The organism is Salipiger bermudensis (genome assembly GCF_017309175.1).
Lineage (GTDB): Bacteria > Pseudomonadota > Alphaproteobacteria > Rhodobacterales > Rhodobacteraceae > Salipiger > Salipiger bermudensis.
Window position 1 is genome coordinate 327,365 of sequence record NZ_JAEKJV010000004.1, and the last position, 23,162, is coordinate 350,526.

Sequence of the window (23,162 nt, forward strand, 5' to 3'; positions counted from 1 at the left end):
CCGCGGCAACTTCTTGACGCTGCCGCGGCCCGATGACGGGTGCTCTCGCGGCGCGGCTCAGTCCAGCAGGTTTGGCAGCCAGAGCGCGATGGCCGGGAAGCTGATCAGCAGGGTGAGCGTGATCATGTCGGTGGCGATGAACCACAGCGCGCCCCGGAATACCGTCGAGATCGGCACCGTGCCTCTCAGGGCGGACCCTATGACATAGCAGTTCAGGCCCACGGGCGGGGTGATCATGCCGATCTCCAGCAGCTTGATGACGATGATGCCGAACCAGATCATGTCGACATTGGCCGCCTGCAGCAGCGGGAAGAAGATCGGCAATGTCAGCAGCATGATGCCGATCGACTCGATGAACATGCCGAGCACGATATAGACCACCGCGATCATCAGGATCAGAACCACCGGGCTGTCGCCGACCGAGAGCATCGCGTTGGCGATGGCACGCGGCACGCCGGTCAGACCCATGAAGCTGGTGAACATGGTGGCGCCCACCGCGATGATGAACACCGTCGAGGTGCCGATGGCCGCGTCACGCACGGCAGTGCGCACCACGGTCCAGGTCAGGCGACGGCGCAGCGCCGCGAGCACCATGGCGAGCGAGGCGCCGACGGCACCGGCTTCGGTCGGGGTCATCACCCCGGCGAAGATGCCGCCCAGCACGCCAAGGATCAGCGCCGGCAGCGGCCAGACCTGCTTGAGCGCGGCGATGGTGTCGGCCCGGGTCGCGGTGATCTCGGCGCGCGGCGCCAAAGACGGGTTGGCCTTCACCCGCAGCATGATCATCGTCATGTACATCGCCGCCGAGAGCGCCCCCGGCAGGAAGCCCGCGAGGAAGAGCTTGCCGACCGAGACATTGGCGAAGATCGCGTAGACGATCATCAGGATCGACGGCGGGATCAGCGAGCCCAGCGTGCCCGCCGAGGCGATTGTGCCGGTGGCGAGCGCCTTGTCATAGCCCTGCTTGAGCATCTCGGGCACTGCGATGCGCGACATCGCAGCCGAGGTCGCCACCGACGAGCCCGAGGCCGCCGAGAACAGCGCGCAGGCGCCGACCCCGGCGCAGCCGAGCCCGCCCGGCACCCGCCTGAGGATGATCTTGAGCGCGGCGAAGAGCCCGTCCGTCAGCCCCCCGTTCGAGGCCACGTACCCCATCAGCAGGAACATCGGCACGGCGCTGAAGCTCCAGTTCGCGATGAAGTCGAACGGGATGGCGCGGGCGATGCCCCAGGCGACCTGGAAGCCGAGCGCGGCCCAGACTCCCCCGAAGGAGACGAGAAGAAGCACGATCCCGATCGGCGCGCGGAGCGCGATCAGGAACAGCACGATGCCGGTGCTGGCGAATCCGATTTCCAACATCGACATGATCAGTCAGCTCCGTGGTCGTTTTCTGCGGTGTGAACCGAGACCAACTCGGCCCGCGCGCGCGGCTTGAAGAGAAGGCGGAAGAACAGGAGCAGGCAGACCAGAGAGGTCAGCACCATGGCGCAGGGCAGCAGGAAGCGCGCGGGCCAGATGTAGACGCGCACCGCGCCCATCACGATCTCCTTGCGCTCGAAGGCCTTGATGGCATCCGGCCACGAGATGTAGGCAAGCCCGCCATACCCGATCGCGCTGATCAGCAGGACGAAGCCCACCACCGCAACCTGCATCTTGTAGGGCATCATCTGGTAGAACAGTTCGACCGAGATTGACTGACGCGTCAGTTCGACAAAGGCCATGGGCAGAACCACGATCGCCACCATGTAGTAATAGGCGGTGACTTCCAGCGTGCCCTGGATCGGGGTGTTGATGGTGTATTTCAGGACAACGTCCAGCGTGACATGCCCCATCATCGCCAGGACCGGGATGGTGGTGATGGTCACGAGTGCCTCCGACACCCACTCAAGCGGATTGCGGATCATGCTCCTCCCTCCTTCTGTTTCGGGCAGCGCGGTCCTGGGACAGTCCTCCTCGTCCAGGCTCGGCGCAGATCGCCCGATTGTCCTTGTCTACCGGCTGGGCCGTTTCTCCGGCAAGCGCGCCATGCCGCGGCAAACCTTTGGGTGGCGACAGCCTCCGCCTATGGGAGGAAAAATACCGTTCCGCGGCGGCAGGGCGTCTGGCTATAGTCCTAAATTGCATCATTGTTGCATGCCGCCGCCGCGCTGACGGCCAGCGGCCTGCAACGCAAGGGAGGAGAGGGATCACATGACTTCTATCAAAGCACTGCTGCTTGCCGGCGGCGTCGGCCTGATGGCGGCCACCAGCGTCGCGGCCGAAAGCTATCGCATGGCGCATTTCCAGCCCGAAGGCGAAACGACCGTGCGCACCGCGAAATGGTTTGCCGAGGCGCTGAACGAGGCCACCAACGGCGAGATCGCCTTCGAGCTGTTCTCCGGCGGCGTGCTGCTGCCGGCCAAATCCTCGCTGCAGGGCATCGGCGACGGCGTGGCGCAGGAAGGCTTCCACACCTCGGGCTACACCCCGTCGGAACTGCCGCTGTCGAACGCGCTGTCGGGCTCGGGCTACATCGTCTCCGACCCCACGGCGCTTGGTGCCGCCTATGCCGACTGGGTCGCCAACGATCCCGAGGGCCAGGCAGAGTTCGCCGAGCACAACGTGGTGCCCTTCGGCGGCTTCTCGACCCCGGGCTACCCGGCGATCTGCAACACCTCCGAGCCGATCACCGAGCTCGATCAGCTTCAGGGCCTGAAGATCCGCTTCCCCGGCGGCCTGACCTCGAAACTGGCGCAGGATCTGGGCGTCATCCCGGTCAACATCCCCGCCACCGAGATCTACCAGGCGCTTCAGACCGGCCAGATCGACTGCGCCGGCATCCTTGCCGCGTGGCTCAACATCGACAACTCGCTCGACGAGGTGTCGAACTCGGTCACGCTGCTGAACTGGGAAGGCAGCTTCAACTCGCCCGTCCAGCTCTACAACAAGGACTTCTGGCAGAGCCTGACCGACGAGCAGCGCGGCACCATCATGGAGCTGGTCGCGCAGGCCCATGCGCGCCTGCAGATCGACTTCCTCTCCTCCGACGAGAAGGCACTCGCCACCTCCGAGGAGAAGGGCCACGCCATTGTCGAGCCCGGAGAGAGCATCCAGAACGCTGTTCAGGAATGGGTCGACAACGGTTTTGGAGGCCGCAACGAGCTGGTCAAGGATGTCTACGGCGTCGAGGATCCGGAAGCGCTCTTCTCCTCGTTCCAGCCCTATCTCGACAAGTGGGCCGGCCTGATCGAAGGCATGGAAGACCCGGGCAACGAGGAAGAACTGACCAAGGTTCTCTATGACAACCTTTACGGTCAGCTCGACCCGGCGACCTACGGCATGGACTGACGCAGCCGCGACTGCACAGGATCGAGGCGGGCATGGCGACATGCCCGCCTTTTCCTTTACCCCCCTTCGCCCGGTGCGGTCTTGCACCTTGACCGCAAGCGGTCTTCAACAGACGGATCATCGCAACGCGAAACGGGGACCAAGCACATGACCGAGATCGGCAGACCGACCTATTACAGCCGGGTCGAGCGCTGGGAGTGCGACTACAACAACCACTGGAATGCCCGGTTCTACGGCCGCAGCTTCCAGATGGCGGCCGAGGCGCTCGCCACCGCGCCGGGTGCCCCCGGCCCCGGCGGTGCGATCACGCCGCTTCGGCACCTGCGTTTCCATCGCGAACTCTTCGTGTCCGCCCCCGTCGAAGTGCGCAGCGCGCGGCTCGCGGGCGGGCCACAGGACGGCGCCGTGGTTCACCTGCTGATGAGTGGCGGCGAGATCTCTGCCACCGCGCTCGATCTGACGACCCAGCGCGCCGCGGATCTGCCCGAGGTGACGCCCGAGGAGGTGCCGCTCGCCCTGCCCCGCGGACTCGGCACCACCCCGATGCGGGACTGGCCGGACGCCGGGGCGCATGACGTGACGGTGCCGCTCGGCCCGGTGCGGCCAAGCGATCTCGACCACACCGGCGCGCTGCTCTTCGAGCAGATCATCCGCCACAGCTCGGTCTCGTCCCACGCGCAGCTCAACCATCTCGGCTTCACGCCCGAGTTCTCGAACCGCACCGGGATCAACCGGATGGGGGTGGAGTTCCTGGTCTCGCGCGGGGCCGCACCGGTGGCAGGGCGGCCGCTCTTCGCGACCTCACGGCTGCAGGCGATCAAGGGCAAGAGCTTCTGGGCGGTGCATCGCGTCTTCGACGACATGGGCGAGGCGGTGGCCACCATCGAGCAATGTCTACTGACCGTGGACCTCAACACCCGCAAGGCGGTGACAGTGCCGGACTTCCTCTACGCGGCGCTCGACTGAGCGCCCGCCTTACGGGGCGGGCGGCAGCTTGCGCCTGGGCGTGCTCGACACCCCGGCGCGGCTCTCGCGCCAGAGGATGAACAGCCCCGCCGCGATCACCATCGCACCGCCGAACAGCGTGTTGATGCCGGGAATGTCACCAAAGATGAAATAGCCCAGCCCGATGGCGAAGAGCAGCGATGTGTACTCGAACGACGCGGTGACCGAGGCTGGCGCCGCCTGCAGGCTCAGCGCCATGCAGAGCTGCCCAAAACCTCCGAGGATCCCGCAGGCGATCAGCAGCGCGGTCTGCTCGAGCGTCAGTGGCTCCCAGCCGCCAAAGGCCGAGAGCGCAAGGAGCGACGAAGAGATCAGCCAGAAATAGGCGGTGATCGTGGTCGGCTTCTCGGTCTTCACCAGACCGCGCACCAGCAGGAACACCACCGCGACCCCCGCCGCCGCGATCAGCGCCGCCGCGATGCCGATCAGCTCGCGCGTGGTCAGCTCGGCCGAGCCGCTGGTCAGCATCGACAGGTTCGGCCAGGTGATGACAAGGACGCCGGCAAAGCCGAAGGCCACCGCACCCCAGCGGTTCACCCCCACCGCCTCGCGCAGGAACAGCGCCGAGAAGGCCACGACAAAAAGCGGCTGGGTGTATTGCAGGGTGACCGTCTCGGGCAGCGGCAGGGCCTGCACCGACACGAAGGTGAGGCCCATCATCGTCAGCCCCAGACAGGTGCGGGTCACGTGCCCGACGAAGCGCTTGGTGCGGAACGCCGCGGTCAGCTCACCGCGCAGGATCAGCAGCCCCGCGATCGGCAGGATCGAAAAGAAGCAGCGGAAGAACATCACCTCTCCCAGCGGCACGTCGTCGATCAGTTTCACCAGCGTCAGCATCAGCACGATGCAGATCACGTAGAGGATCTTGAAGGCGATCCCGCGCAGGTGCGAGTCGGGCTGCGCGACAGCGGCGGCCTCACTCATGGCATTTCTCCCTCGGATGTCCCAGGGCACCGCCAGCCCGGCCGGAGGCCGGGGCGGCGCACTGGCCTTGGAGGCATACTGCCCTCGGGTGACGGGAACGGACAGGGTGCGGCCACAGGCATAGGTATTGCGTTGCCCCGCGCAAGGCGCAGGCTCTCGGGCGGTGCGAAAGACGCCGGCCACGTTTCTAAGCCGTTGGGATGCTCATATTCTGCAGACGCCCGGAGGCGCACGCGTCCTCGGGCCCGAACGGACAGGAAAAGGGAGCGAGCCAGTCATGACGGGTATTCTTGAGGGCATCCGCGTGCTCGATTTCGGCCGGTGGATCGCCGGCCCCTATTGCGCGCATCTGCTCGCCAGCTTCGGCGCCGACGTCATCCGCATCGAGCGCCCGCGCGGCGAGGACGACCGCTTCCTGATGCCGGTCACCGATCACGGCGAGGGCGCGCAGTTCCTGCAATGCAACGGCGGCAAGCGCTGCCTGGCGCTGGCGATGACCTCGCCCGAGGGCCGCGAGGTGATGAAGAAGATGATCGCGCAGGCCGATGTGGTGGTGGCGAACTACTCGCCCAACGCGCTGAAGTATTTCGGCCTCGACTACAACACCCTGAAAGCCATCAAGCCCGATATCATCCTTGCCACCGCCAGCGCCTATGGCACCGAGGGGCCGATGGCCGAGCGCATCGGCTTTGACGGGGTGGGCCAGGCGGTGAGCGGCGCGGTCTGGCTGACCGGCGAGCCGGGCAAGCCGCATCGCGCGGCGACGGCGCCGATCGACTTCTCGACCTCACTGTCGCTGGCCTATGGCACGCTGGCGGCAATCATCCGCAAGATGCGCAGCGGCGAGGGCACCCATGTCGAGGCCTCGCTGGTGGGCACCTCGCTCAACCTCACCAACCAGATCCTGATGGAGGAAGGCACCGGCTTCCGCCACCGCGAGCCATCAGGCAACCGCAGCCCGATGTCGGGCCCTTCCGACATCTTCAAGGCGCGCGACGGCTGGTTCATCATGCAGGTGATCGGCCAGAAAGTGTTCCAGCGCTGGTGCAAGATCGTCGAGCGCGAGGACCTGCTCGACGACCCGCGCTTCGCCACGGACGACACCCGCGGCGAGAATGGCGAGGACCTGAGCGCGATCATGCAGAAATGGTGCGCCGACAAGAGCCGCGACGACTGCATCGAGATCCTCGGCAATGCCAGCATCGGCTGCGGCCCGGTGCTGTCTCCGGCCGAGGTGATGGGCGGCGCGCTCGACCTGCGCCAGACCTTCATGCGCGACGTGGCCTTCCCCGACTCCGCGCCCTTCCCGCTGGTGCCGCCGCCGGCGAAGCTCTCGGGCGGCAGCGTGGACTTCGCCCGCCCGCCGCTGCTTGGCGAGCACAGCGAGGCGGTGCTGGCGGATTATGGCTTCAGCACCGAGGAGATCGCCGCGATGTGCGAGGCGGGCACCGTCAAGGCCGGCTGACGCGCTGCATCACCGAGCGCCAACAAGAAACGCCCCCGCGGAGACCCGCGGGGGCGCTTGCTTTCAAGCCTGCCGGCTCAGCGCCGGCGCGAGAAATCCGGGCGCCGCTTTTCCTTGTGGCTGGCCACGCCCTCGCGCACGTCCGGGCCGCCGAAGCCGAGGAATTCCAGCGCCAGGCCGGCCTCGAAGGTGCCGGCGTTGTGCTTCCAGAACAGGTTCAGCGTCTGCTTGGTCCAGCGGATCGATTCCTGTGCGCCCCGGTTCAGCTTGCTGGCGGTCTTGCGCGCCGTCTCGAGCAGATCCTCCTCCTCGACGGTGAGCGACACCAGACCGATGCGCTCGGCCTCCGCCCCCGAGATCTTGTCGCAGGTCAGCAGCAGGTACTTGGCCTTGGCCATGCCGCACATCAGCGGCCAGACCGCCGCCGCGTGGTCGCCCGCAGCCACCCCGAGCCGCGTGTGCCCGTCGACGATCACCGCGTCCTTTGCGGCGATCGAGATGTCGGCCATCAGCGCCACCACGAGCCCCGCGCCTACAGCCGGGCCGTGGATCGCCGAGATGATCGGCTTCGAGCAGTCGATCATGTTGTAATAAAGATCGCGGGACTCGCGCAGAACCTGCGTCAGCGTGCCGTAATCCTCGATCTGGGCGTCGATCAGGGCAAAATCTCCGCCCGCCGAGAACGCCTTGCCGGCGCCGCGCACGATGACCACGTTGACGTCCGGGTCCTCGTCGATGGTGTTCCAGACATAGGGAATGTCGGAATGCACCCGCGCGTCCACCGCGTTCAGGTTCGGGCCGTCGAAGATCAGCTCCAGCACGCCGGGCTCGTTCATTTCGAACTTGAAGGCGTAGTCCTTGTATTTGTCGAGAGCGCTCATTTTCCTGTCCCTTAGCTGACGCGTTCGAAGATCGCGGCGAGGCCCTGCCCGCCGCCGATGCACATGGTTTCCAGCCCGTATCGGGCCTCGCGGCGCTCCATCTCGCGCAACATGGTGGCAAGGATGCGCACACCCGTGGCCCCGACCGGATGGCCGAGCGAGATGCCCGAGCCATTGACGTTGAGCCGGGCGTAGTCGTCGTCGCCGAAGCCCCAGCTCTTGGTGCAGGCCAGCACCTGCGCCGCGAAGGCCTCGTTCAGCTCGACGAGATCCATGTCCTTCATGGCAAGCCCGGCGCGGCCGAGCGCCTTCTCGACCGCGGGCACCGGGCCGATGCCCATGCGCTCGGGGCCGACCCCCGCCACGCCCCAGTTCACCAGCCGGCCCATCGGCTTGAGGCCGAGCGCCTCGGCCTTCTCGCGGGTGGTGACGATGCAGGCGGCGGCGGCGTCATTCTGGCCCGAGGCATTGCCCGCGGTGACCGTCGCCTCGGCATCCGAGCGCCCGAGGATCGGCCGCAGGCCCGAGAGGCTCTCGGCGGTGGCGTCGTGGCGGATGTGCTCGTCGGTGTCGAACACGGTCTCGCCCTTGCGCGACTTGATCGTGACGGGCACCGTCTCGTCGCGGAACTTGCCCGCGGCGGTCGCGGCAGAGGCCTTGGCGTGCGAGTTGGCGGCGAAGGCATCCTGCTCCTCGCGCGAGATCGAGAAGTCGCGGCGCAGGTTCTCCGCGGTCTCGAGCATGCCGCCCGCCACCGGGTAGAACTTGCCGCCCGAGGTGACGCGGCCGCGCCCGATGCGGCACATGAGCTCGGCGTCGCGGCCCTTGAGGCCCCAGCGCGCGCCCATGGTGTAGTACTCCGCCTGGCTCATCGACTCGGCGCCGCCGGCGATGATCAGGTCGGCCACGCCGGTTTGCACGCACATCGAGGCATTGATCACCGCCTGCAGCCCCGAGCCGCAGCGGCGGTCGATCTGGGTGCCCGGCACCGAGATGTCGAGCCCGGCATCGAGCGCCGCGATCCGGCCGATCGCCGGGGCCTCGGAATTGGGGTAGACCTGCCCGAAGATCACGTCGTCGATCTCCTCGCTGGTGACACCCGAACGTTCGACCAGCGCCTTGACCACGGTGGCGGCAAGCTCGGCGACGGGCACATCCCGCAGGGAGCCGCCGTAGCCGCCGACCGGGGTGCGGATCGGTTCGCAGATGACTGCATCGCGCATCTATTCTGTCCTTCCTGTCGTCTTGTTCTGTCTGGCGCCGGCCTCCCGCCGGCGCCGGTCGTCCTCAGTAGGAGCGTGGCAGTCCGAGCACCTTGTCGGAGATGAAATTCATCACCATCTGCTGGCTGATCGGCGCGATCTTGAGGTGCCGTGCCTCCATCCAGAAGCGCGAGACGTGGTACTCGGTCGACATGCTGAAACCGCCATGGAACTGCATTGCCCGGTCCGCCGCCTCGAAGCCGGCATCGCTTGCGAGGTATTTGGCGGCATTGGCCTCGGGCCCGCAAGAGCGGCCCTCGTCGAACAGCCGCGCCGCCTTCTGGGTCACCAGATCCGCTGCCTCGAGCCGCATCCAGGCATCCGCGAGCGGGTGCGCCACGGCCTGGTTCTTGCCGATCGGACGGTCGAAGACGATGCGGTCCTTGGCGTATTGCACCGCCAGGTTCAGCGCTCCGCGCCCCAGCCCGATGCAGGTTTGCGCCACCGCGATACGCTCGGGATTCAGGCCGTCGATCAGGCAACGGAAGCCCTTGCCCTCCTCGCCGACGATCTCGTCCTCGAAGACCTCGAAATCCTCGAACACGATCTCGTTGCTGTCGACCGCGTTGCGCATGATCTTGTCGATGCGGTTGATCTGCACGCCCTTCTTGTCCTTCAGCCGGCTGAGGAACAGCGTCATGCCATCGAACGGGCGTTCGGGGTTGCGCGGGCTGGTGCGGGTCAGCAGCAGGATGCGGTCGGCGTTGAGCGCGTTCGAAATCCACACCTTGCGCCCGTTCACGAGGTAACGGTTGCCGTCCTTCTTGGCGAAGGTCTTGAGCCGCGAGGTGTCGACGCCGTTGTCGGGTTCGGACACGCCGAAGCACATCATTTCCTCACCGCTGGCGAGCTTGGGCAGGAACTCCTGCTTCATCTCGGACGAGCCGTGGTGGATCACCGGACCCGGCGGAAAGACGTAGTACTGGAACACCGAATTGGCGTTGAACCCGCATTTCTGGCCCAGCTCATCGAGCACGATGCCGCATTCGGTCAGGCCAAGCCCCATGCCGCCGTATTCCTCGGGCATCAGGATGCCGAGCCAGCCGCCTTGGGCCAGCGCGTCCTTGAAATCCCAGGGGTACTCCTTGGTCTTGTCCATCTTGCGCCAGTATTCGAGATCGAACTCCTCGGCGATCTTGCTGACGGAGCCTCGGATCAGGTCGAGTTCGGATTGGTCGAGTGCCATTCTGGGGTCTCCTCTCAGGCGGTCTGTTCGGTGTCGGCCTGCACCGGGATCAGCTCGAGCGGGGTCGACGCATCGAGCGCCGACATGTCGCCCGCGGGCTGGCCGAGATAGCGCGCGCGGATGGCGCGGCGCATGATCTTGCCGTTCTTGGTCTTGGGCAGGCCCGGCACCGGCACGATCAGCGACGGGATCATCGCCTTGCCCACCAGCCGGGTGACGGCCTCTGCTGCCCTCGCCATGTCGAGCGCCTCGACGCCGCTGCCCAGCGTCACGAAGGCCACGATGCGCGAGCCGCGATCCGGGTCGGGCACGCCGATCACGGCGGCCTCCGAGACCTCGGGGTTGGTCACCAAGGCGCTCTCGATCTCGGCCGGGCCGATGCGGCGGCCCGAGACCTTGATGGTGTCGTCCGAGCGGCCGTGGATGCGCCAGTAGCCGTCGCCGGCCACCGAGGCGAGGTCGCCATGCACCCAGGTGTCGGGGAAGGTGCTCCAGTAGGTCTCGAAATAGCGCTCGGGATCCTGCCAGAAGGCGTGGGTCATCCCCGGCCAGGTGTTGTGCACCGCAAGCTCGCCGATGCCGTCGGTGGGATTGCCCTCGGCATCGAGCACGTCGGCATCCTGCACCGGCAGCGGGCCCGCGAAGGTGGCGCAGGAGATCGGCGCGCAGGTGTAGTTCGACAGGATGCCGCCGCCGGTCTCGGTGCCGCCGGTGTAGTTGATGATGGGAAGCGTCTTCCCGCCCACGTCGCGGAACAGCCACCACCAGGTCGGCTCGTCCCAGGCCTCGCCTGTGGAGGTGAAGGCGCGCAGGCTCGAGATGTCCTGCTCCGGAACGCCACCCGCCATCGCCGCCCGCAGACCGCGCGCGGCGGTGGGCGCCATGCCCAGCATGGTCACGCGGTGGCGCTCGACGATGTCCCACATGCGGTTGTGATCGGGGAAGTTCGGCAGCCCTTCGACGAAGACGATACCGGCGCCGAACTGCAGGCAACCGGTGATCATCAGCGGCCCCAGCATCCAGCCCATGTCGGCGATCCAGCCGACGAGGTCGTCGGACTGCACGTCGAAGGCATAGCCGAAATCGACGCCTGACTTGATCAGGTAGCCGGCATGACTGTGCACGATGCCCTTGGGCGCACCGGTGGTGCCCGAGGTATAGATGATCATGAACGGATCGTTGGGATCGCAGGCCACGGTCGGCACCGGATCGCACGCCTTGCCGATGTCGGCCCAGGCGTGGTCGCGCCCCTCGGTCATTGCGCAGCCGCTTCCGGTGTTCTCGATCACCAGCACATGGCGCACGCCGGGGGCCTGCTTCAACGCGCCGTCAGCGGTCTCTTTCATGGCGACGGGCTTGCCTTTGCGGGTGGTGCCGTCGACGGTGACCAGCGCCACAGCGTCCGCCGCGTTGAGCCGCGCCGCGAGCGGATCGGGCCCGTAGCCCGAGAAGGCCGGCACCGCCACGGCGCCGATCTTGGCGCAGGCCATCAGCGCCACCGCCGCTTCGGGGATCACCGGAAGAAACAGCCCTACCCGGTCGCCCTTGCCGATGCCGAGCGCCGCCAGCCCGGCGGCCACCCGCTCGACCTCGGCGCCAAGCGCGCCGAAGCTCAGCTCGCGGCACACGCCGCTGTCGGCTTCACTGATCACGGCGGGCCGCTTTGCGGCCTCGGGGTCTTCTGCGTGGCGAGTGACGCAATGGGTCGCGACGTTCAGCGCCCCGCCGGTGAACCAGCGCGGAAAGGCAAAGCCGGCGCTGTCGTCGCGGAAGGTGGACCAGGGCGTCGTGAAGGTGACGCCGAGGTCGTCGAGCGCCCGCGGCCAGAAGCTCTCGGGGTCGTCGATCGACGCCCGATGCATGTCCTCGAGCCCGTCATAGCCCCAGCGGTGCATCGCCGCCGCCAGGCGGCTGCGGTCCATCTGGTCAGGGCCGGGCATCCAGTCTCCGGATGCCGCCTCGCCGAAACGCGCGCGTCCCTTCATCGCCTCACCCCCTGCCCTTGAGCTGCTCGTACATGCCGATCACCTCGCGCGCGGTCTTCACGTGGGCGAGATCGATATGCATGCCCTCGTAGGCCACCGCCGCATCGCCACGCGCCACACCAGCATCAAAAGCGTCGATCATGCCCTGATAGAAGGCGACCTCCTGCTCGGTCGGCATGAAGACCTCGTTGGCGATGGCGACATGGCTGGGGTGGATCGCAACCAGCCCGCGGAAGCCGAGGGTCTTGTTGTCACGGGCGAATTTCCACGCGCCGTCGATATCCTTGAGATCCTGCCACAGCCCGACGATGGGAAAATCCCGCCCCGCCGCGCGCACAGCCAGCACCGCGCGCGAACGCATGTAGAGCGTCTCGAACCCGTCCGGGGTGAACTCGAACCCGATCGAACGCGACACGTCGGCATCGCGCGCCGTGCCGGCGAACAGCGTGGCACAGCGCGGCGACGCCTTGATCATGTTCTCGCAGTCCGCGTAGGCCTGCGCTGTCTCGAGCGAGAGCACAAATTCCAGCGTGCCCGCCTCGACCCCGTTGCGACGCTCATAGTGATCGACCAGCGCCTCGGCCTGCACCACGTCGCGTGCGCCGTAGGTCTTGGGCGGCAGGAAGCCGTTGCAGCCCTTGATCGCCACCGCCTCGAGATCGTCGCCCATCATGCCGGTCTCGAGCGCGTTGAGGCGCACATAGACCCCGACCTCGGGATCGGACTTGGCCAGCTCACCGATCGTTTCGGCGACCATGTGGCGGGTCTCGGCTTTCATGTCCTCGGGCACGGAATCCTCCAGGTCCAGGATCACCGCATCCGCGCCGGCGGCCACCGCCTTCTTGGCCCAGGATTGCTTGTGGCCGGGAACGAACAGCATCGAACGTGTGGGTTTCATACCGGAAATGCCTCCTCTTTCCCCTTTTGATGCATAATATATTATTTTGGGTCAATTGAGCCGCGCCGCTGCGGAGGGCTCGAAAGGCAAAAGCTGGCAACCTCATAGGCGCCGCTCGGGCCGGGCTTGGAAACCCCTGCGAATGGGCGCAGGGGTGATCGCCTAGGGCGGCGACAGGCAGCGGCTTCGGCGACCGCAATTGACAATCCCCGCCCTGCCCCGAAGCTCGCAGCAGGCACCAAGACGGAATAGAGGAGACAGGCACGTGGAGCGTTTCAAGGGAAAGACCGCGCTGGTTATCGGCGCCGGCACTGCCGGCGGCGGCTGGGGCATCGGCAAGGCCTGCGCGGCACAGTTCGCCCGCGAGGGGGCCAGCGTTGTCTGCTTCGATCTCGACGCCCGTCTCGCCGAAGAGGCCGCCCGGACGATCCGCGACGAGGGCGGCACCGCGCTCGGCATCGGCGGCAACGCCACCTCCTCGGACGAGGTCAAGGCGGCGGTCGACGCCGCGGTGGCCGAGTTCGGCGGGCTCGACCTGCTGGTCAACAACGTGGGCATCGTGGTGCCCGGCGACGTGGTGGAGCTCTCGGAAGAGGATTTCGACAAGGTCTTCGCGGTCAATCTCAAGAGCTGCTTCCTGTCGATGAAGCACGCCATTCCCGAGATGCTGGCCCGCGGTGGCGGCGCGGTGGTCAACGTCTCGTCGATCTCGAGCATCCGCTATCTCGGGAAGAACTACGTCGCCTACTATTCCTCGAAGGCTGCAATGAACCAGATGACCCGGGTGACCGCGGCGGAATACGCCGCGCGGCAGGTCCGGGTGAACGCGGTGCTGCCGGGACTGATGGACACGCCGATGGCGCGCGCCTCGGCGCAGAGCAACTGGGGCGCCTCCCCCGAGCAGATGGACGCGGTCTGGAAGGCGCGGGCCGAGCGCGTGCCGATGAAATGGCTCGGCGACGCCTGGGACATCGCCCGCGCCTCGGCCTTCCTCGCCAGCGACGACGCCCGCTTCATCACCGGCCAGACCCTGACCGTCGATGGCGGCATGACGCTGGGCTGCTGAGGAGCGCATCATGGTCGCCGGGAAATCCGCGCTTTCGCTGCTTGTCGATCCGGCCTTTCGGCGGCTCCTGCCCTCCATCGAGGTCTGTTTCCTCGGCCTGTTCATCCATATCGTCGCCTGTTCGTGGGTGATGGCCGAACTCACCGACAGCGCCACGATGGTGGCGCTCGTCACCACCATCACGTCGCTGCCGCCGGTGCTGCTGTCGCTGCTGGCAGGCGGGCTCGCGGATGTGCTCGATCGGCGGCGGGTGATGATCCTCAGCCAGATCTTCATGTTCCTCGTGTCGCTGGTGCTGGTCGGCATGGCGGCGGCGCAACTGCTGACACCCGCCTGGGTGCTGGTGCTGGCGTTCCTTGTGACCTCGGGCAACGCGACCCTGGCCCCGGCCTGGATCGCCTCGCTGGGTGACATCGCCCCGCGCGACCAGCTTCCCGAGGCGGTGTCGCTTCACACCATCAGCGCCAACCTGATGAAGACGCTCGGCCCGGTGCTGGGCGGCGTCGTGCTCGCCACCGCCGGCAGCACCGCGGCTTTCCTCGTCGGATCGCTGAGCTACGTCCCCGCGATCGTGGCCCTGGCGCTGTGGCGGGCACCCAAGCGTGAGGATGTTCCCGGCGCCTCGATCGGGCGTGCGATCTCGGAGGGGGTCCGGTTCATCGTCGAAGCGCGGCACGTGCATCCGATCGTGCAGCGGGTGTTCCTGTTCGGCTTCTGCTCCAACGGCATGATCGCGCTGCTGCCGCTGGTGGCCCGCGACCAGTTCACCGGCGAGGCCGACATCTACGGGCTGCTCTATGGCAGCATCGGCATCGGAGCGATCTGCGGCGGCCTGCTGCTGTCGCGGCTGCGCCGCGCCTTCGGCATCGAGCGCGTCGTCACCGGCATGACCGCGCTCTGCGCCGCCGCCATCCTGGTGCTGGCACTGACCCATGCCCCGATTGTCGGGCTCGCGGCGACCTTCGTCTGCGGCGCCTGCTGGCTGGTCAACCTGACGCTGCTGAACTCGACGCTGCAACTCTCGGCGCCGCGCCGGCTGGTGGGGCGGATGGTGTCGATGCACCTCACCTTCACCTATCTCGGGCTGGCACTCGGGAGCTGGGGCTGGGGCATCGTGGCCGAGCATTTCGGCCTGCAGATCGCGCTCGTGGCGTCGGCTGTAGCGATGGCGGGCACCGCGCTGATCGCGATCTGGCGCCCGCTGCCTGATGTCACCGGGCCGGAGCCGGATCCGCTCGCCGGCAAACCCTGACGCCCTTCAGGACGGCCGAAGATTCTTCGCGCGAAAAATCTTCGGTCGCGCGGTCAGGCGAGGCTGTCGGCATACTCCTTCGGCAGCCCGATGGTGCGGATCTCAACATAGGGATCAAATCCCTCGCGGCCGTGCTCGCGACCAATCCCCGACGCCTTCACCCCGCCGATCGGGCAATGGAAGCCACAGCCCGCACCGTTGACCTCGACCACCCCCGACTTGATGCGCTCGGCGATGGCCACGCCGCGCGCGGTGTCGGCGGTGAAGACCGAGCCGTTCAGCCCGTATTGCGAGTTGTTGGCGATGGCGATGGCCTCGTCCTCGGTGTCATAGGTGATGACCGAGAGCACCGGGCCGAAGATCTCTTCCTGCGCCACCGTCGCGCCGGGGTCGACCCCGGCGAGGATCGTCGGCCGCACGAACCAGCCGCGGTTTAGCCCCTCGGGCCGTCCCGGTCCGCCGCAGATCAACCGCGCGCCGTCCTTGAGCCCGGTGTCGATATAGCCGGCCACCCGGTCGCGCTGACGCTGGCTGACCATCGGGCCGATCTGGGTCGTCTCGTCGAGCGGATCGCCCACCGGCATCGACGCCACCAGCGCCTCGAGCCGCTCCAGCGCTTCCGCCTCCTGCCGCTTCGAGACCACGATGCGGGTCTTGAGGCTGCAGATCTGGCCAGAGTTGCGGAACGAGCCGACGCGGAGCGCCTCGATGGCGGCACCGACATCGGCATCCTCGAGCAGCACCGCCGCCGACTTGCCGCCAAGCTCCAGCGTGATCGGGCGCAGCAAGTCGCCGCAACCCCGCGCCAGTGTCTGCCCGGCGATGGTCGAGCCGGTGAAGGAAACCTTGTTTACCCCCGGGTGCAGCGCGAGATACTCGCTCTCGGCGCGGTCGGCGCAGAGCATGTTGAAGCTACCAGGCGGAAAGCCCGCCTCGTCGATCATCTCAGCCAGCAGGTAGGCGCTGAGAGGCGATTCCGGCGCCGGCTTGAGGATCACCGTGCAGCCCGCCAGCAGTGCCGGGCCGATCTTGGCCAGCGTCACCATAAGCGGCGCGTTCCACGGCACGATGGCCACCACCACCCCCTTGGGCTTGCGCAGCACGAGGCCGTTGCCGGTCTTGGACTGGCGCAGTTCGCGCCAGGCCAGCTGCGGCGCAAGGTCGAGCTGCGCCTCCATCATCATGATCGGGATCGGCACCTGCTGGGTGCGCGAGGCGGTGATCGGGCTGCCCATCTCGGCGGTGATGGCTTGGGCGATCTCTTCGGCGCGGCGCTCGAAAATGTCCTTCAACCGCGCCAGGCAGGCCATGCGCTCGGACAGTTCGAGATGCGGCCACGGCCCCTCGTCGAAGGCACGTCGCGCCGCCGCGACCGCCGCGTCGACATCGGCGCGCGACCCGGCCGGCACCGAGGCGATGGGCTCTTCGGTCACCGGCGAGATCACCTCGATCCGGTCCGAGGAGTCCGGCGTGACCCAGTCCCCGCCGATATAGATCCGATCCAGATTGCCACTTGCTGCCATTGGTCCTGCTCCTCCTGTCCCGTGGTCCGCCGCCGGGCCGGGCCCGGCCTGTCTCCGGGCGCGCTTCAGAGCACGCGAAGACAGACGGACCTTAGCTGACGCGCGGATCAGTGAAAGCGGCGGCGATGCGGCATAGGCCGCACCTATCCGGGCGACAGGGCGAATGACGCGCGCCGCGGCTGCACAGGCCGGAACTTGTTGCCTATTCTGGGCCGCAAGGTGCCACCGCCCGGGCGATGGCGCAGACAAAACGGACAAGGCAAGGAAACGGATATGCTCGAGGGTAAGGTCGCAGTCGTCACCGGCGCAGGCAACGGCATCGGACGGGCGCTGGCAGTGGCGCTGGCGCGCGCCGGCGCGTCGGTGGTGGTCAACGATATCGGCGTCTCGCTGTCCGGGGAGGGCGGCTCAAACTCGCCGGCCGAGGACACCCGCGACGAGATCCGGGGCTTCGGCGGTCAGGCCACGATCAGCACCGACTCGGTCTCGGACTGGGACGCGGCGCAGCGCATCGTCGGCACCGCCGTCGACAGCTTCGGCAAGCTCGACATCGTGGTCAACAATGCCGGCATCCTGCGGGACGCGATGTTCCACAAGATGGAGCCGGAGCAGTGGCTCTCGGTGCTGAACGTCCATCTCAACGGCACGTTTTTCGTCAGCCGCGCCGCGGCGCCGCTGTTCCGGCAGCAGGAATCGGGGGCCTATATCAACATGACCAGCGCCTCGGGCCTGGTGGGCAATATCGGGCAGGCCAACTATTCCGCCGCCAAGCTCGGGATCGTGGCACTGACCAAGTCGATCGCGCTCGACATGGCCCGCTACAACGTCCGCGCCAACTGCATCTGCCCCTTCGCCTGGGGCCGGATGACAGGAAACATCCCCACCGACACCCCGGATCAGCAAGCGCGGGTCGACAAGCTCAAGCAGATGACCCCAGAGAAGAACACCCCGCTTGCGGTGTACCTCGCCTCGGAAGCGGCGAAGGACGTGTCGGGCCAGGTCTTTGCAGTGCGCAAGAACGAGATCCTGCTGATGAGCCAGAGCCGGCCCGTGCGCTCGGTACAGCGCGAGGAAGGCTGGACGCCCGAGCTGATCCGCGACCACGCCGGCCCGGCGCTGGCCCCGGCCTATTTCGGGCTCGACCGCAGCCAGGACGTGTTTTCCTGGGACCCCGTTTGACGACCCGAGTCTGAAGAGGAGGAGGCAGACCATGGACAAGCTCGACGAGCTCACCGCCAAGCAGGAGATACAGGAGAACCTGCTGCGCTATGCCCGGGGGGTCGACCGGCGGGACTGGCCGCTGGTCCGGGCCTGCTATCACGACGATGCCATCGACTGGCACGGCGAGTTTCACGGCGACGCCGATGCCTTCATCGCATGGGTCTCGGAGCGCCACGCGACGGTGCCGTTCTCGATGCACTTCATGGGCAATTGCCTGATCGAGGTCGTGAGCCCGACCGTGGCCACCGCAGAGACCTATTTCGTCGCCATGAGCCGGCGCGAGCCGGCCGACGGCGCGCCCACCGATATCGAGGTGTTCGGCCGCTATGTCGACCGGTTCGAAAAACGCGATGACGGAGTCTGGCGGGTGGCCGACCGCAAGGTGGTCTACGATTCCACCCGCACGCTCGACAGCACCAATCACCTGCGCCGCATCGAGGGTGTGCTGGGGCAGCGCAACTCCGAGGATGCGGTGTATCTTTCGGCAGCGCTCTGAAGTCGCGCGGGGGCCTGTCCGTCAGGCTCCCGCGTCGCTCTCCCGATCCTCGGCCCAGAGGCCCTGATCCTCGAGGTACTGCACCAGCGCGTCACCGCCGCTGACGATATGCTCGACCATCTGCGCCCGCGCCGCCTCGGCGTCGCGCCCGCGGATCGCCTCAAGGATGCGCGGGTGATACTCGAGCGAGCCTTCGATCTGTCCCTCGATCTTGCCGTAGAACTGGTTGGGAAGCTGCTTGGTCATGTTGCCGAGCAGGTTGGCCAGCCGGTTCGACCGCGCCGCGAGGTTTACCGCGCGGTGAAACTGGTGCCCGAGCCGCGTGTAGGACGGCTCATCTCCGGCGGCGACGGCCCTGGAATGCGCCTCGATCAGCGCCTCGAGCTCGGAGATCTCGTCCTCGCTGGCGCGCATCGCGGCTCGCGCGGCGAGCTCGCCTGCCAGCACACCCTGCGCCCAGAAGATGTCGAGCACGTCCTGCGGCTCGACCCCGACGACGCGGAAGCCGTGTCGTGGCACAAGCTTCACGAAGCCCTCGAGCTGCAGCATCAGCAGCCCCTCGCGCACGGGCGTGGAGCTGATGCCCATGGCCTTGGCAATCGTGTCGATGCGCAGGTAATCGTCGCGGCGGGCGCGCCCCGAGATGATCAGCTCGCGGACATAGCTGGCCACGTCCTGAGACAACTGGCTGCGGCGCCCCTGTGCGTGTGGCGGAAGCTCCATCGGCCCCTTTTCCGGAAGAGATGACGACGCACCAAGAGCTACTGCGCCGGCCCCGCCGACGCAACCTCCGAGGCGCATGGCCCGCGCACCGATCCGGTGCGCGGCGCGGTCCGTTTCAGAGCGTGGTGGCGGTGCCGCCATCGACAGGCAGCACCACGCCGGTGATGTAGGAGGCGGCGTGCGAGGCGAGGAACATCGCCGTGCCGGCCATGTCATCCGCGCCGGTCAGGCGCTTCATCGGCACCTTCTCGACCACCTTCTCCTCCCCCACCCGGTCGAGCGTGCCCTGCATCATCTTGGACGGGAACATGCCCGGTGCGATGACGTTCACGGTGATGTTGCGCCCGGCGAGCTGGTCCGCGAGGTGAATCGAGAGCTGGTGCGACGCCGCCTTCGACGAGGAATAGGCATAGGTCTCGTGCTTGGGGATGTGGAAGCCGTCGATCGAGCCGATATTGATGATCCGCGCCGGCTCGACCTTGCTGGCTGCAGCCTCGAGCAGCGGCACCAGGTCGCGGATCAGGAAGAACAGCCCCTTCACGTTGAGGTCGAACACCTTGTCCCAGCCGCTTTCGGGATACTCGGCCAGCGGTGCCGCCCAGAGCGCGCCGGCATTGTTGATCAGCACGTCGAGCTTGTCTTCGCGCTCGCCCATTGCCTCGACCACGGCGCGGCGGCCGGCCTCTGTCGAGATGTCCGCCGCCACCGGCAGCGCGATGCAGGTGCCGAAGGCCGACAGCCGCTCGGCAGTGGCGGCGCAGGTCTCGGCCTTGCGCGAGCAGATATAGACCTTTGCCCCGGCCTTCACGAAGCCCTCGGCGATCGACTCTCCGATGCCGCGGCCACCGCCGGTGACCAGCACGGTCTTGCCGGCGAGGCCGAAATACTGCTCAAGAATACCCATTTCGTCTCTTTCCGTTCCTGACATTCGTCTTGTCGTCTCAGGCCTGCGCGGCAACCGCTTCGGCACCGTCGGGGGACTGCACCAGCACACCCTCGGCGATCAGCCGGTCGACATCGGCGCTGCCCAGTACCCGGGCCGCGATCTCGCGCGTGTGCTCGCCGATATGCGGCGCCTCGAAGTCGCGCCCCGGCCGTTCGCCCGCAAAGCGCCACGGCGCCCGCACCAGCGCCAGCCCGTTGCGTTCGGGCTCCATCATGTCGAGCCATTCGGTCTGCGGATGGCTCACAAGCTCGGCGGCGGTCAGCACCGGGGCAAAGGGCACGTCGAACTCGATCAGACGCGCCTCCCACTCGGCCCGGTCGCGGCGCTTGAACTCGGCCTCGACGATCGGGCGCAACTCGAAATAGTTCTTCAGCCGGTCGAAATAGGTGACGAAGCGCGCATCCTCGGCCAGCTCGGGCCGCTCGATGGCGCGGGTCAGCGCCTGCCAGAACTTCTGCGACGACGACAGGTGCAGCGTGATGCCGCCGCCATCCGAGGTCTGCAGGCAGAAATTCTGCGCCTGCGGATGGCGCGACTCGCGCGTGGGCGCCTTGCCGCCATCCTCGTACATCTGCGTCACCGCATCGATGGTGATGGTCGACATTGCCTCGAGCAGCGAGGTGCGCACATCCGCCCCCGCCCCGCCCGGCGTCAGGCCGCGCCCGACGAGCCCCGCGAGAATGCCCATCGTGGCTGTGATCGCGGTGATCAGGTCGCCGATGCAGGTGCCCGAGAGCCGCGCATCCTCGGCATCGTTCATGATCGAGTAGAACGCGCCCATGCTCTGTCCGATCGAGTCGTAGGCCGCCCGGTCGCGCCACGGCCCCCCGTCGCCGAACCCCGAAACCGACGCGTAGACGATGGCCGGGTTGATCTTCTGCACGTCCTCGATGCCGAGCCCGAGCGCCGCCATCTTGCCGGGGCGGCTGTTCTCGATCACCACGTCGAACTCGGGCAGCAGCGACTTGACCAGCGCCAGCCCGTCCGGCGACTTGAGGTTGACCGCGAGGCTCTTCTTGCCGGCGTTGTACTGCACGAAATAGGGGCTCTTGGTGTCGACGCCGCGGCGGAACGGATCGCCGCCATGCGGCGGCTCGACCTTCACCACCTCGGCCCCGAGCGAGGCGAGGATCGCCGCCGCGTAGGGCCCCGAAATATAGGCGCCGAGTTCCAGAACCCGAATTCCGGTCAAAGGTCTCGTCTTGGCCATCTGTCTCTCCGTTTCCTGTGCGGTCCGCCGGCACGCTCGATGTCCGCGCCATCGGCGTCCGCCCTGCGCCGCGGATCCCTGTCCGGCCCGCCGCGCCATTTCAAAAAATCTACAGGCTCGGCCGGTCCGGTTCCACTTGCGCGACCGCCTCGGACGGCAGCGATTGCTCCTGTCTCTGGACCCCATCGGAAATGACTCTCGCTGGTGTGAGCCTGCCGTGAGCCCCAACCAGACGCGCCTTGAAAGAGGGCGTCCGGCGTGCCGTCGCGCCCTGTTGCAGAAGGCTGTGCACCGTTCAGCCCTCCCCCAGATAGCCGGCCGCGAGCCCGTCGCGGATCTGCGTCGCGTCGATCCCCCAGTCGCTGAGCGCGACCTGCGTGTCGGCCCCGGCGCGGGCGGGCGCCTGCCGCACCGTTGCCGGCGTTTGCGAGAAGCGCGGCGCCGGACGGGGATGCTCCGCCCCGTCGAGCCGCGTGAACGCCGCGCGCGCGGTGCTTTGCGGGTGGCGCGAGGCCTCCGCGAGGCTCAGGACCGGGCTCACGCAGGCATCGCTGCCGGCAAAGACCAGTTCCCACTCCGCCCGGCTGCGCTTGCGGAAGCGCGCCGCGAAGAGCGACCGCAGCTCGCCCCAGTTGGCGCGATCCTCGCGGGATGGCAGCGCCGCAGGATCGAGCCCGAGCCCGGTCAAGAAGGGGATGTAGAAGCGCTGCTCGAGCGCCCCGACCGCCATCCAGCCGCCATCGCGTGTCTCGTAGGTGCAATACCACGGCGCGCCGCCATCGAGCGCATTCTGCCCCCGGCCCTCGTGGAGCCGGTCGTTCTGGAGGAAGCCACGAAACACCGTGAGCAGGCTCGACACGCCGTCGATCATCGCCGCATCGACGACCTGTCCGCCGCCCCCTGAACGCGCGTGATGCAGGGCGCAGACCGTGCCGAAGGCCAGGTAGAGCGCCCCGCCTCCGTAATCGCCCACGAGGTTGAGCGGCGGCACCGGCGCCCCGCCAGCGGGGCCGATCATCGCCAGCGCACCGGTCAGGGCGATGTAGTTGATGTCATGGCCGGCGGCCTGTGCCAGAGGCCCGTCCTGCCCCCAGCCGGTGGCGCGGCCATAGACCAGCTTGGGATTTCGGGCCAGGCAGGTGTCGGGCCCGAGGCCCAGCCGTTCCATCACGCCGGGCCGATAGCCCTCGATCAGGATGTCGGCCTGCGCCACCAGTTCGAGCAGCGTCGCGCGGCCGGCGCTGGACTTGAGGTCGATGCCAGCGGAGCGCTTGTTCCGCCCGCGCAGGTCCTGCGCATCCTCGGCGCCGACGCCGCGCTCCACCGGTGTGATACGGTCGACGCGCAGCACATCCGCGCCCATGTCGCCAAGCAGCATGCCGCAGAACGGCACCGGCCCCATGCCGGCCAGTTCGAGGACCCGAACCCCTTCCAGTGGCCCCATCTTTCCTCCCTCGCGCGGCCATTCCCGCGCTCTCGTCCTGTCCGGACTGTGCCACGGAATGGGCGCCGGCGAACCCCGGGAGGCTCTGCGCATAGGGTCTGCCTATGGCGCGCCCAGAGGGCCGATCTCTCGTAGACCGGGGCGAAATATGCTCTAGCTCCGCCTCAGGCCCCGACAGGGGGAGACCGAAACGCGACAGGAGAGACCGCCAATGAAGGTGCTTGTGCCCGTGAAGCGCGTGATCGACTACAACGTGAAGGTTCGTGTGAAAGCGGACGGAAGCGGCGTCGATCTGGCCAACGTGAAGATGTCGATGAACCCGTTCGACGAAATCGCCGTCGAAGAGGC

The 23,162-nt window shown here is 67.4% G+C and carries 20 protein-coding genes and 1 pseudogene; 8 read left to right on the forward strand and 13 right to left on the reverse strand.

The features are described from left to right. Nucleotides 1–57 precede the first annotated feature (57 nt). Entirely contained in the window at nucleotides 58–1,365 is a 1,308-nt protein-coding gene (locus JF542_RS07950) for a TRAP transporter large permease (RefSeq protein ID WP_040545687.1), read from the reverse strand. A 2-nt stretch (nucleotides 1,366–1,367) separates the two neighbouring features. Beyond that, on the reverse strand, nucleotides 1,368–1,904 hold the full coding sequence (locus tag JF542_RS07955) for a TRAP transporter small permease subunit (protein ID WP_050768475.1): 537 nt from the start codon (nucleotides 1,902–1,904) through the stop codon (nucleotides 1,368–1,370). A gap of 286 nt (nucleotides 1,905–2,190) precedes the next feature. On the opposite strand from JF542_RS07955, the gene JF542_RS07960 reads away from it, so the two are divergent. Then, nucleotides 2,191–3,327, forward strand: coding sequence for a C4-dicarboxylate TRAP transporter substrate-binding protein (locus tag JF542_RS07960; RefSeq protein ID WP_207075433.1), 1,137 nt, complete (start codon nucleotides 2,191–2,193; stop codon nucleotides 3,325–3,327). A 147-nt stretch (nucleotides 3,328–3,474) separates the two neighbouring features. Then, entirely contained in the window at nucleotides 3,475–4,293 is an 819-nt protein-coding gene (locus tag JF542_RS07965) for a hypothetical protein (protein WP_207075434.1), read from the forward strand. 9 nt (nucleotides 4,294–4,302) lie between these two features. On the opposite strand, the gene JF542_RS07970 is transcribed toward JF542_RS07965, so the two are convergent. After that, nucleotides 4,303–5,256, reverse strand: coding sequence for a DMT family transporter (locus tag JF542_RS07970; RefSeq protein WP_207075435.1), 954 nt, complete (start codon nucleotides 5,254–5,256; stop codon nucleotides 4,303–4,305). A gap of 277 nt (nucleotides 5,257–5,533) precedes the next feature. Here JF542_RS07970 and JF542_RS07975 point away from each other — a divergent pair, with 277 nt between their 5' ends. Then, nucleotides 5,534–6,721, forward strand: coding sequence for a CaiB/BaiF CoA transferase family protein (locus JF542_RS07975; RefSeq protein WP_207075436.1), 1,188 nt, complete (start codon nucleotides 5,534–5,536; stop codon nucleotides 6,719–6,721). A 77-nt stretch (nucleotides 6,722–6,798) separates the two neighbouring features. On the opposite strand, the gene JF542_RS07980 is transcribed toward JF542_RS07975, so the two are convergent. The 5 genes from JF542_RS07980 to JF542_RS08000 form a co-directional block, all read right to left on the reverse strand. Beyond that, nucleotides 6,799–7,602: an enoyl-CoA hydratase/isomerase family protein gene (locus tag JF542_RS07980; protein WP_007802333.1), complete on the reverse strand. Its 804-nt coding sequence runs from the start codon at nucleotides 7,600–7,602 to the stop codon at nucleotides 6,799–6,801. An 11-nt stretch (nucleotides 7,603–7,613) separates the two neighbouring features. Beyond that, a complete protein-coding gene (locus tag JF542_RS07985; RefSeq protein ID WP_207075437.1) occupies nucleotides 7,614–8,825 on the reverse strand; it encodes an acetyl-CoA C-acetyltransferase in 1,212 nt (403 codons plus the stop codon). A gap of 64 nt (nucleotides 8,826–8,889) precedes the next feature. After that, nucleotides 8,890–10,050, reverse strand: a complete 1,161-nt coding sequence (locus JF542_RS07990; RefSeq protein WP_207075438.1) for an acyl-CoA dehydrogenase family protein — start codon at nucleotides 10,048–10,050, stop codon at nucleotides 8,890–8,892. A 14-nt stretch (nucleotides 10,051–10,064) separates the two neighbouring features. Beyond that, nucleotides 10,065–12,035, reverse strand: coding sequence for an AMP-binding protein (locus JF542_RS07995; protein ID WP_207075439.1), 1,971 nt, complete (start codon nucleotides 12,033–12,035; stop codon nucleotides 10,065–10,067). Nucleotides 12,036–12,039: 4 nt separating this feature from the next. Then, on the reverse strand, nucleotides 12,040–12,933 hold the full coding sequence (locus tag JF542_RS08000; protein WP_207075440.1) for an HpcH/HpaI aldolase/citrate lyase family protein: 894 nt from the start codon (nucleotides 12,931–12,933) through the stop codon (nucleotides 12,040–12,042). A 265-nt stretch (nucleotides 12,934–13,198) separates the two neighbouring features. Between JF542_RS08000 and JF542_RS08005 the strand changes: the two genes are divergently transcribed. Both JF542_RS08005 and JF542_RS08010 read left to right on the forward strand, forming a co-directional pair. Then, complete coding sequence (locus JF542_RS08005; RefSeq protein WP_207075441.1) at nucleotides 13,199–13,999, forward strand: glucose 1-dehydrogenase; 801 nt, start codon at nucleotides 13,199–13,201, stop codon at nucleotides 13,997–13,999. A 10-nt stretch (nucleotides 14,000–14,009) separates the two neighbouring features. Then, entirely contained in the window at nucleotides 14,010–15,251 is a 1,242-nt protein-coding gene (locus tag JF542_RS08010) for an MFS transporter (protein ID WP_207075442.1), read from the forward strand. Nucleotides 15,252–15,304: 53 nt separating this feature from the next. Here JF542_RS08010 and JF542_RS08015 read toward each other — a convergent pair whose 3' ends face one another. Further along, nucleotides 15,305–16,774 (reverse strand): aldehyde dehydrogenase, encoded by a 1,470-nt coding sequence (locus tag JF542_RS08015; RefSeq protein ID WP_207075443.1) that lies wholly within the window; start codon nucleotides 16,772–16,774, stop codon nucleotides 15,305–15,307. 273 nt (nucleotides 16,775–17,047) lie between these two features. On the opposite strand from JF542_RS08015, the gene JF542_RS08020 reads away from it, so the two are divergent. Next, nucleotides 17,048–17,953, forward strand: a complete 906-nt coding sequence (locus tag JF542_RS08020; protein WP_040545694.1) for an SDR family NAD(P)-dependent oxidoreductase — start codon at nucleotides 17,048–17,050, stop codon at nucleotides 17,951–17,953. 31 nt (nucleotides 17,954–17,984) lie between these two features. After that, nucleotides 17,985–18,491 carry a nuclear transport factor 2 family protein gene (locus JF542_RS08025; RefSeq protein ID WP_207075444.1) on the forward strand — a complete coding sequence of 169 codons (507 nt, stop codon included), beginning with the start codon at nucleotides 17,985–17,987 and terminating at the stop codon, nucleotides 18,489–18,491. A 21-nt stretch (nucleotides 18,492–18,512) separates the two neighbouring features. Here the strand turns inward: JF542_RS08025 and JF542_RS08030 are convergent, their stop codons facing one another. From JF542_RS08030 to JF542_RS08045, 4 genes are all read right to left on the reverse strand, one after another. Beyond that, nucleotides 18,513–19,214 (reverse strand): GntR family transcriptional regulator, encoded by a 702-nt coding sequence (locus tag JF542_RS08030; protein WP_242533654.1) that lies wholly within the window; start codon nucleotides 19,212–19,214, stop codon nucleotides 18,513–18,515. A 115-nt stretch (nucleotides 19,215–19,329) separates the two neighbouring features. After that, complete coding sequence (locus tag JF542_RS08035; RefSeq protein ID WP_207075446.1) at nucleotides 19,330–20,118, reverse strand: SDR family oxidoreductase; 789 nt, start codon at nucleotides 20,116–20,118, stop codon at nucleotides 19,330–19,332. A 37-nt stretch (nucleotides 20,119–20,155) separates the two neighbouring features. Next, a complete protein-coding gene (locus JF542_RS08040) occupies nucleotides 20,156–21,370 on the reverse strand; it encodes a CaiB/BaiF CoA transferase family protein (protein ID WP_040545696.1) in 1,215 nt (404 codons plus the stop codon). Nucleotides 21,371–21,665: 295 nt separating this feature from the next. Further along, complete coding sequence (locus tag JF542_RS08045) at nucleotides 21,666–22,814, reverse strand: CaiB/BaiF CoA transferase family protein (RefSeq protein WP_207075448.1); 1,149 nt, start codon at nucleotides 22,812–22,814, stop codon at nucleotides 21,666–21,668. A 211-nt stretch (nucleotides 22,815–23,025) separates the two neighbouring features. Between JF542_RS08045 and JF542_RS08050 the strand changes: the two are divergent. After that, nucleotides 23,026–23,162: pseudogene (locus tag JF542_RS08050) on the forward strand (electron transfer flavoprotein subunit beta/FixA family protein); the annotation flags it as partial.

Excerpts from the sequence above, each read along its gene's own strand:
- JF542_RS08035 (WP_207075446.1), bottom strand. The coding sequence starts at position 20,118 with ATGGGTATTCTTGAGCAGTATTTCGGCCTCGCCGGCAAGACCGTGCTG.
- JF542_RS07975 (WP_207075436.1), top strand. The coding sequence starts at position 5,534 with ATGACGGGTATTCTTGAGGGCATCCGCGTGCTCGATTTCGGCCGGTGG.
- JF542_RS08025 (WP_207075444.1), top strand. The coding sequence starts at position 17,985 with ATGGACAAGCTCGACGAGCTCACCGCCAAGCAGGAGATACAGGAGAAC.
- JF542_RS08030 (WP_242533654.1), bottom strand. The coding sequence starts at position 19,214 with ATGGAGCTTCCGCCACACGCACAGGGGCGCCGCAGCCAGTTGTCTCAG.
- JF542_RS07955 (WP_050768475.1), bottom strand. The coding sequence starts at position 1,904 with ATGATCCGCAATCCGCTTGAGTGGGTGTCGGAGGCACTCGTGACCATC.
- JF542_RS07990 (WP_207075438.1), bottom strand. The coding sequence starts at position 10,050 with ATGGCACTCGACCAATCCGAACTCGACCTGATCCGAGGCTCCGTCAGC.
- JF542_RS08020 (WP_040545694.1), top strand. The coding sequence starts at position 17,048 with ATGCTCGAGGGTAAGGTCGCAGTCGTCACCGGCGCAGGCAACGGCATC.
- JF542_RS08015 (WP_207075443.1), bottom strand. The coding sequence starts at position 16,774 with ATGGCAGCAAGTGGCAATCTGGATCGGATCTATATCGGCGGGGACTGG.
- JF542_RS07950 (WP_040545687.1), bottom strand. The coding sequence starts at position 1,365 with ATGTCGATGTTGGAAATCGGATTCGCCAGCACCGGCATCGTGCTGTTC.
- JF542_RS08000 (WP_207075440.1), bottom strand. The coding sequence starts at position 12,933 with ATGAAACCCACACGTTCGATGCTGTTCGTTCCCGGCCACAAGCAATCC.
- JF542_RS07985 (WP_207075437.1), bottom strand. The coding sequence starts at position 8,825 with ATGCGCGATGCAGTCATCTGCGAACCGATCCGCACCCCGGTCGGCGGC.
- JF542_RS07970 (WP_207075435.1), bottom strand. The coding sequence starts at position 5,256 with ATGAGTGAGGCCGCCGCTGTCGCGCAGCCCGACTCGCACCTGCGCGGG.
- JF542_RS07965 (WP_207075434.1), top strand. The coding sequence starts at position 3,475 with ATGACCGAGATCGGCAGACCGACCTATTACAGCCGGGTCGAGCGCTGG.
- JF542_RS07980 (WP_007802333.1), bottom strand. The coding sequence starts at position 7,602 with ATGAGCGCTCTCGACAAATACAAGGACTACGCCTTCAAGTTCGAAATG.
- JF542_RS07995 (WP_207075439.1), bottom strand. The coding sequence starts at position 12,035 with ATGAAGGGACGCGCGCGTTTCGGCGAGGCGGCATCCGGAGACTGGATG.
- JF542_RS08040 (WP_040545696.1), bottom strand. The coding sequence starts at position 21,370 with ATGGCCAAGACGAGACCTTTGACCGGAATTCGGGTTCTGGAACTCGGC.
- JF542_RS08010 (WP_207075442.1), top strand. The coding sequence starts at position 14,010 with ATGGTCGCCGGGAAATCCGCGCTTTCGCTGCTTGTCGATCCGGCCTTT.
- JF542_RS07960 (WP_207075433.1), top strand. The coding sequence starts at position 2,191 with ATGACTTCTATCAAAGCACTGCTGCTTGCCGGCGGCGTCGGCCTGATG.
- JF542_RS08045 (WP_207075448.1), bottom strand. The coding sequence starts at position 22,814 with ATGGGGCCACTGGAAGGGGTTCGGGTCCTCGAACTGGCCGGCATGGGG.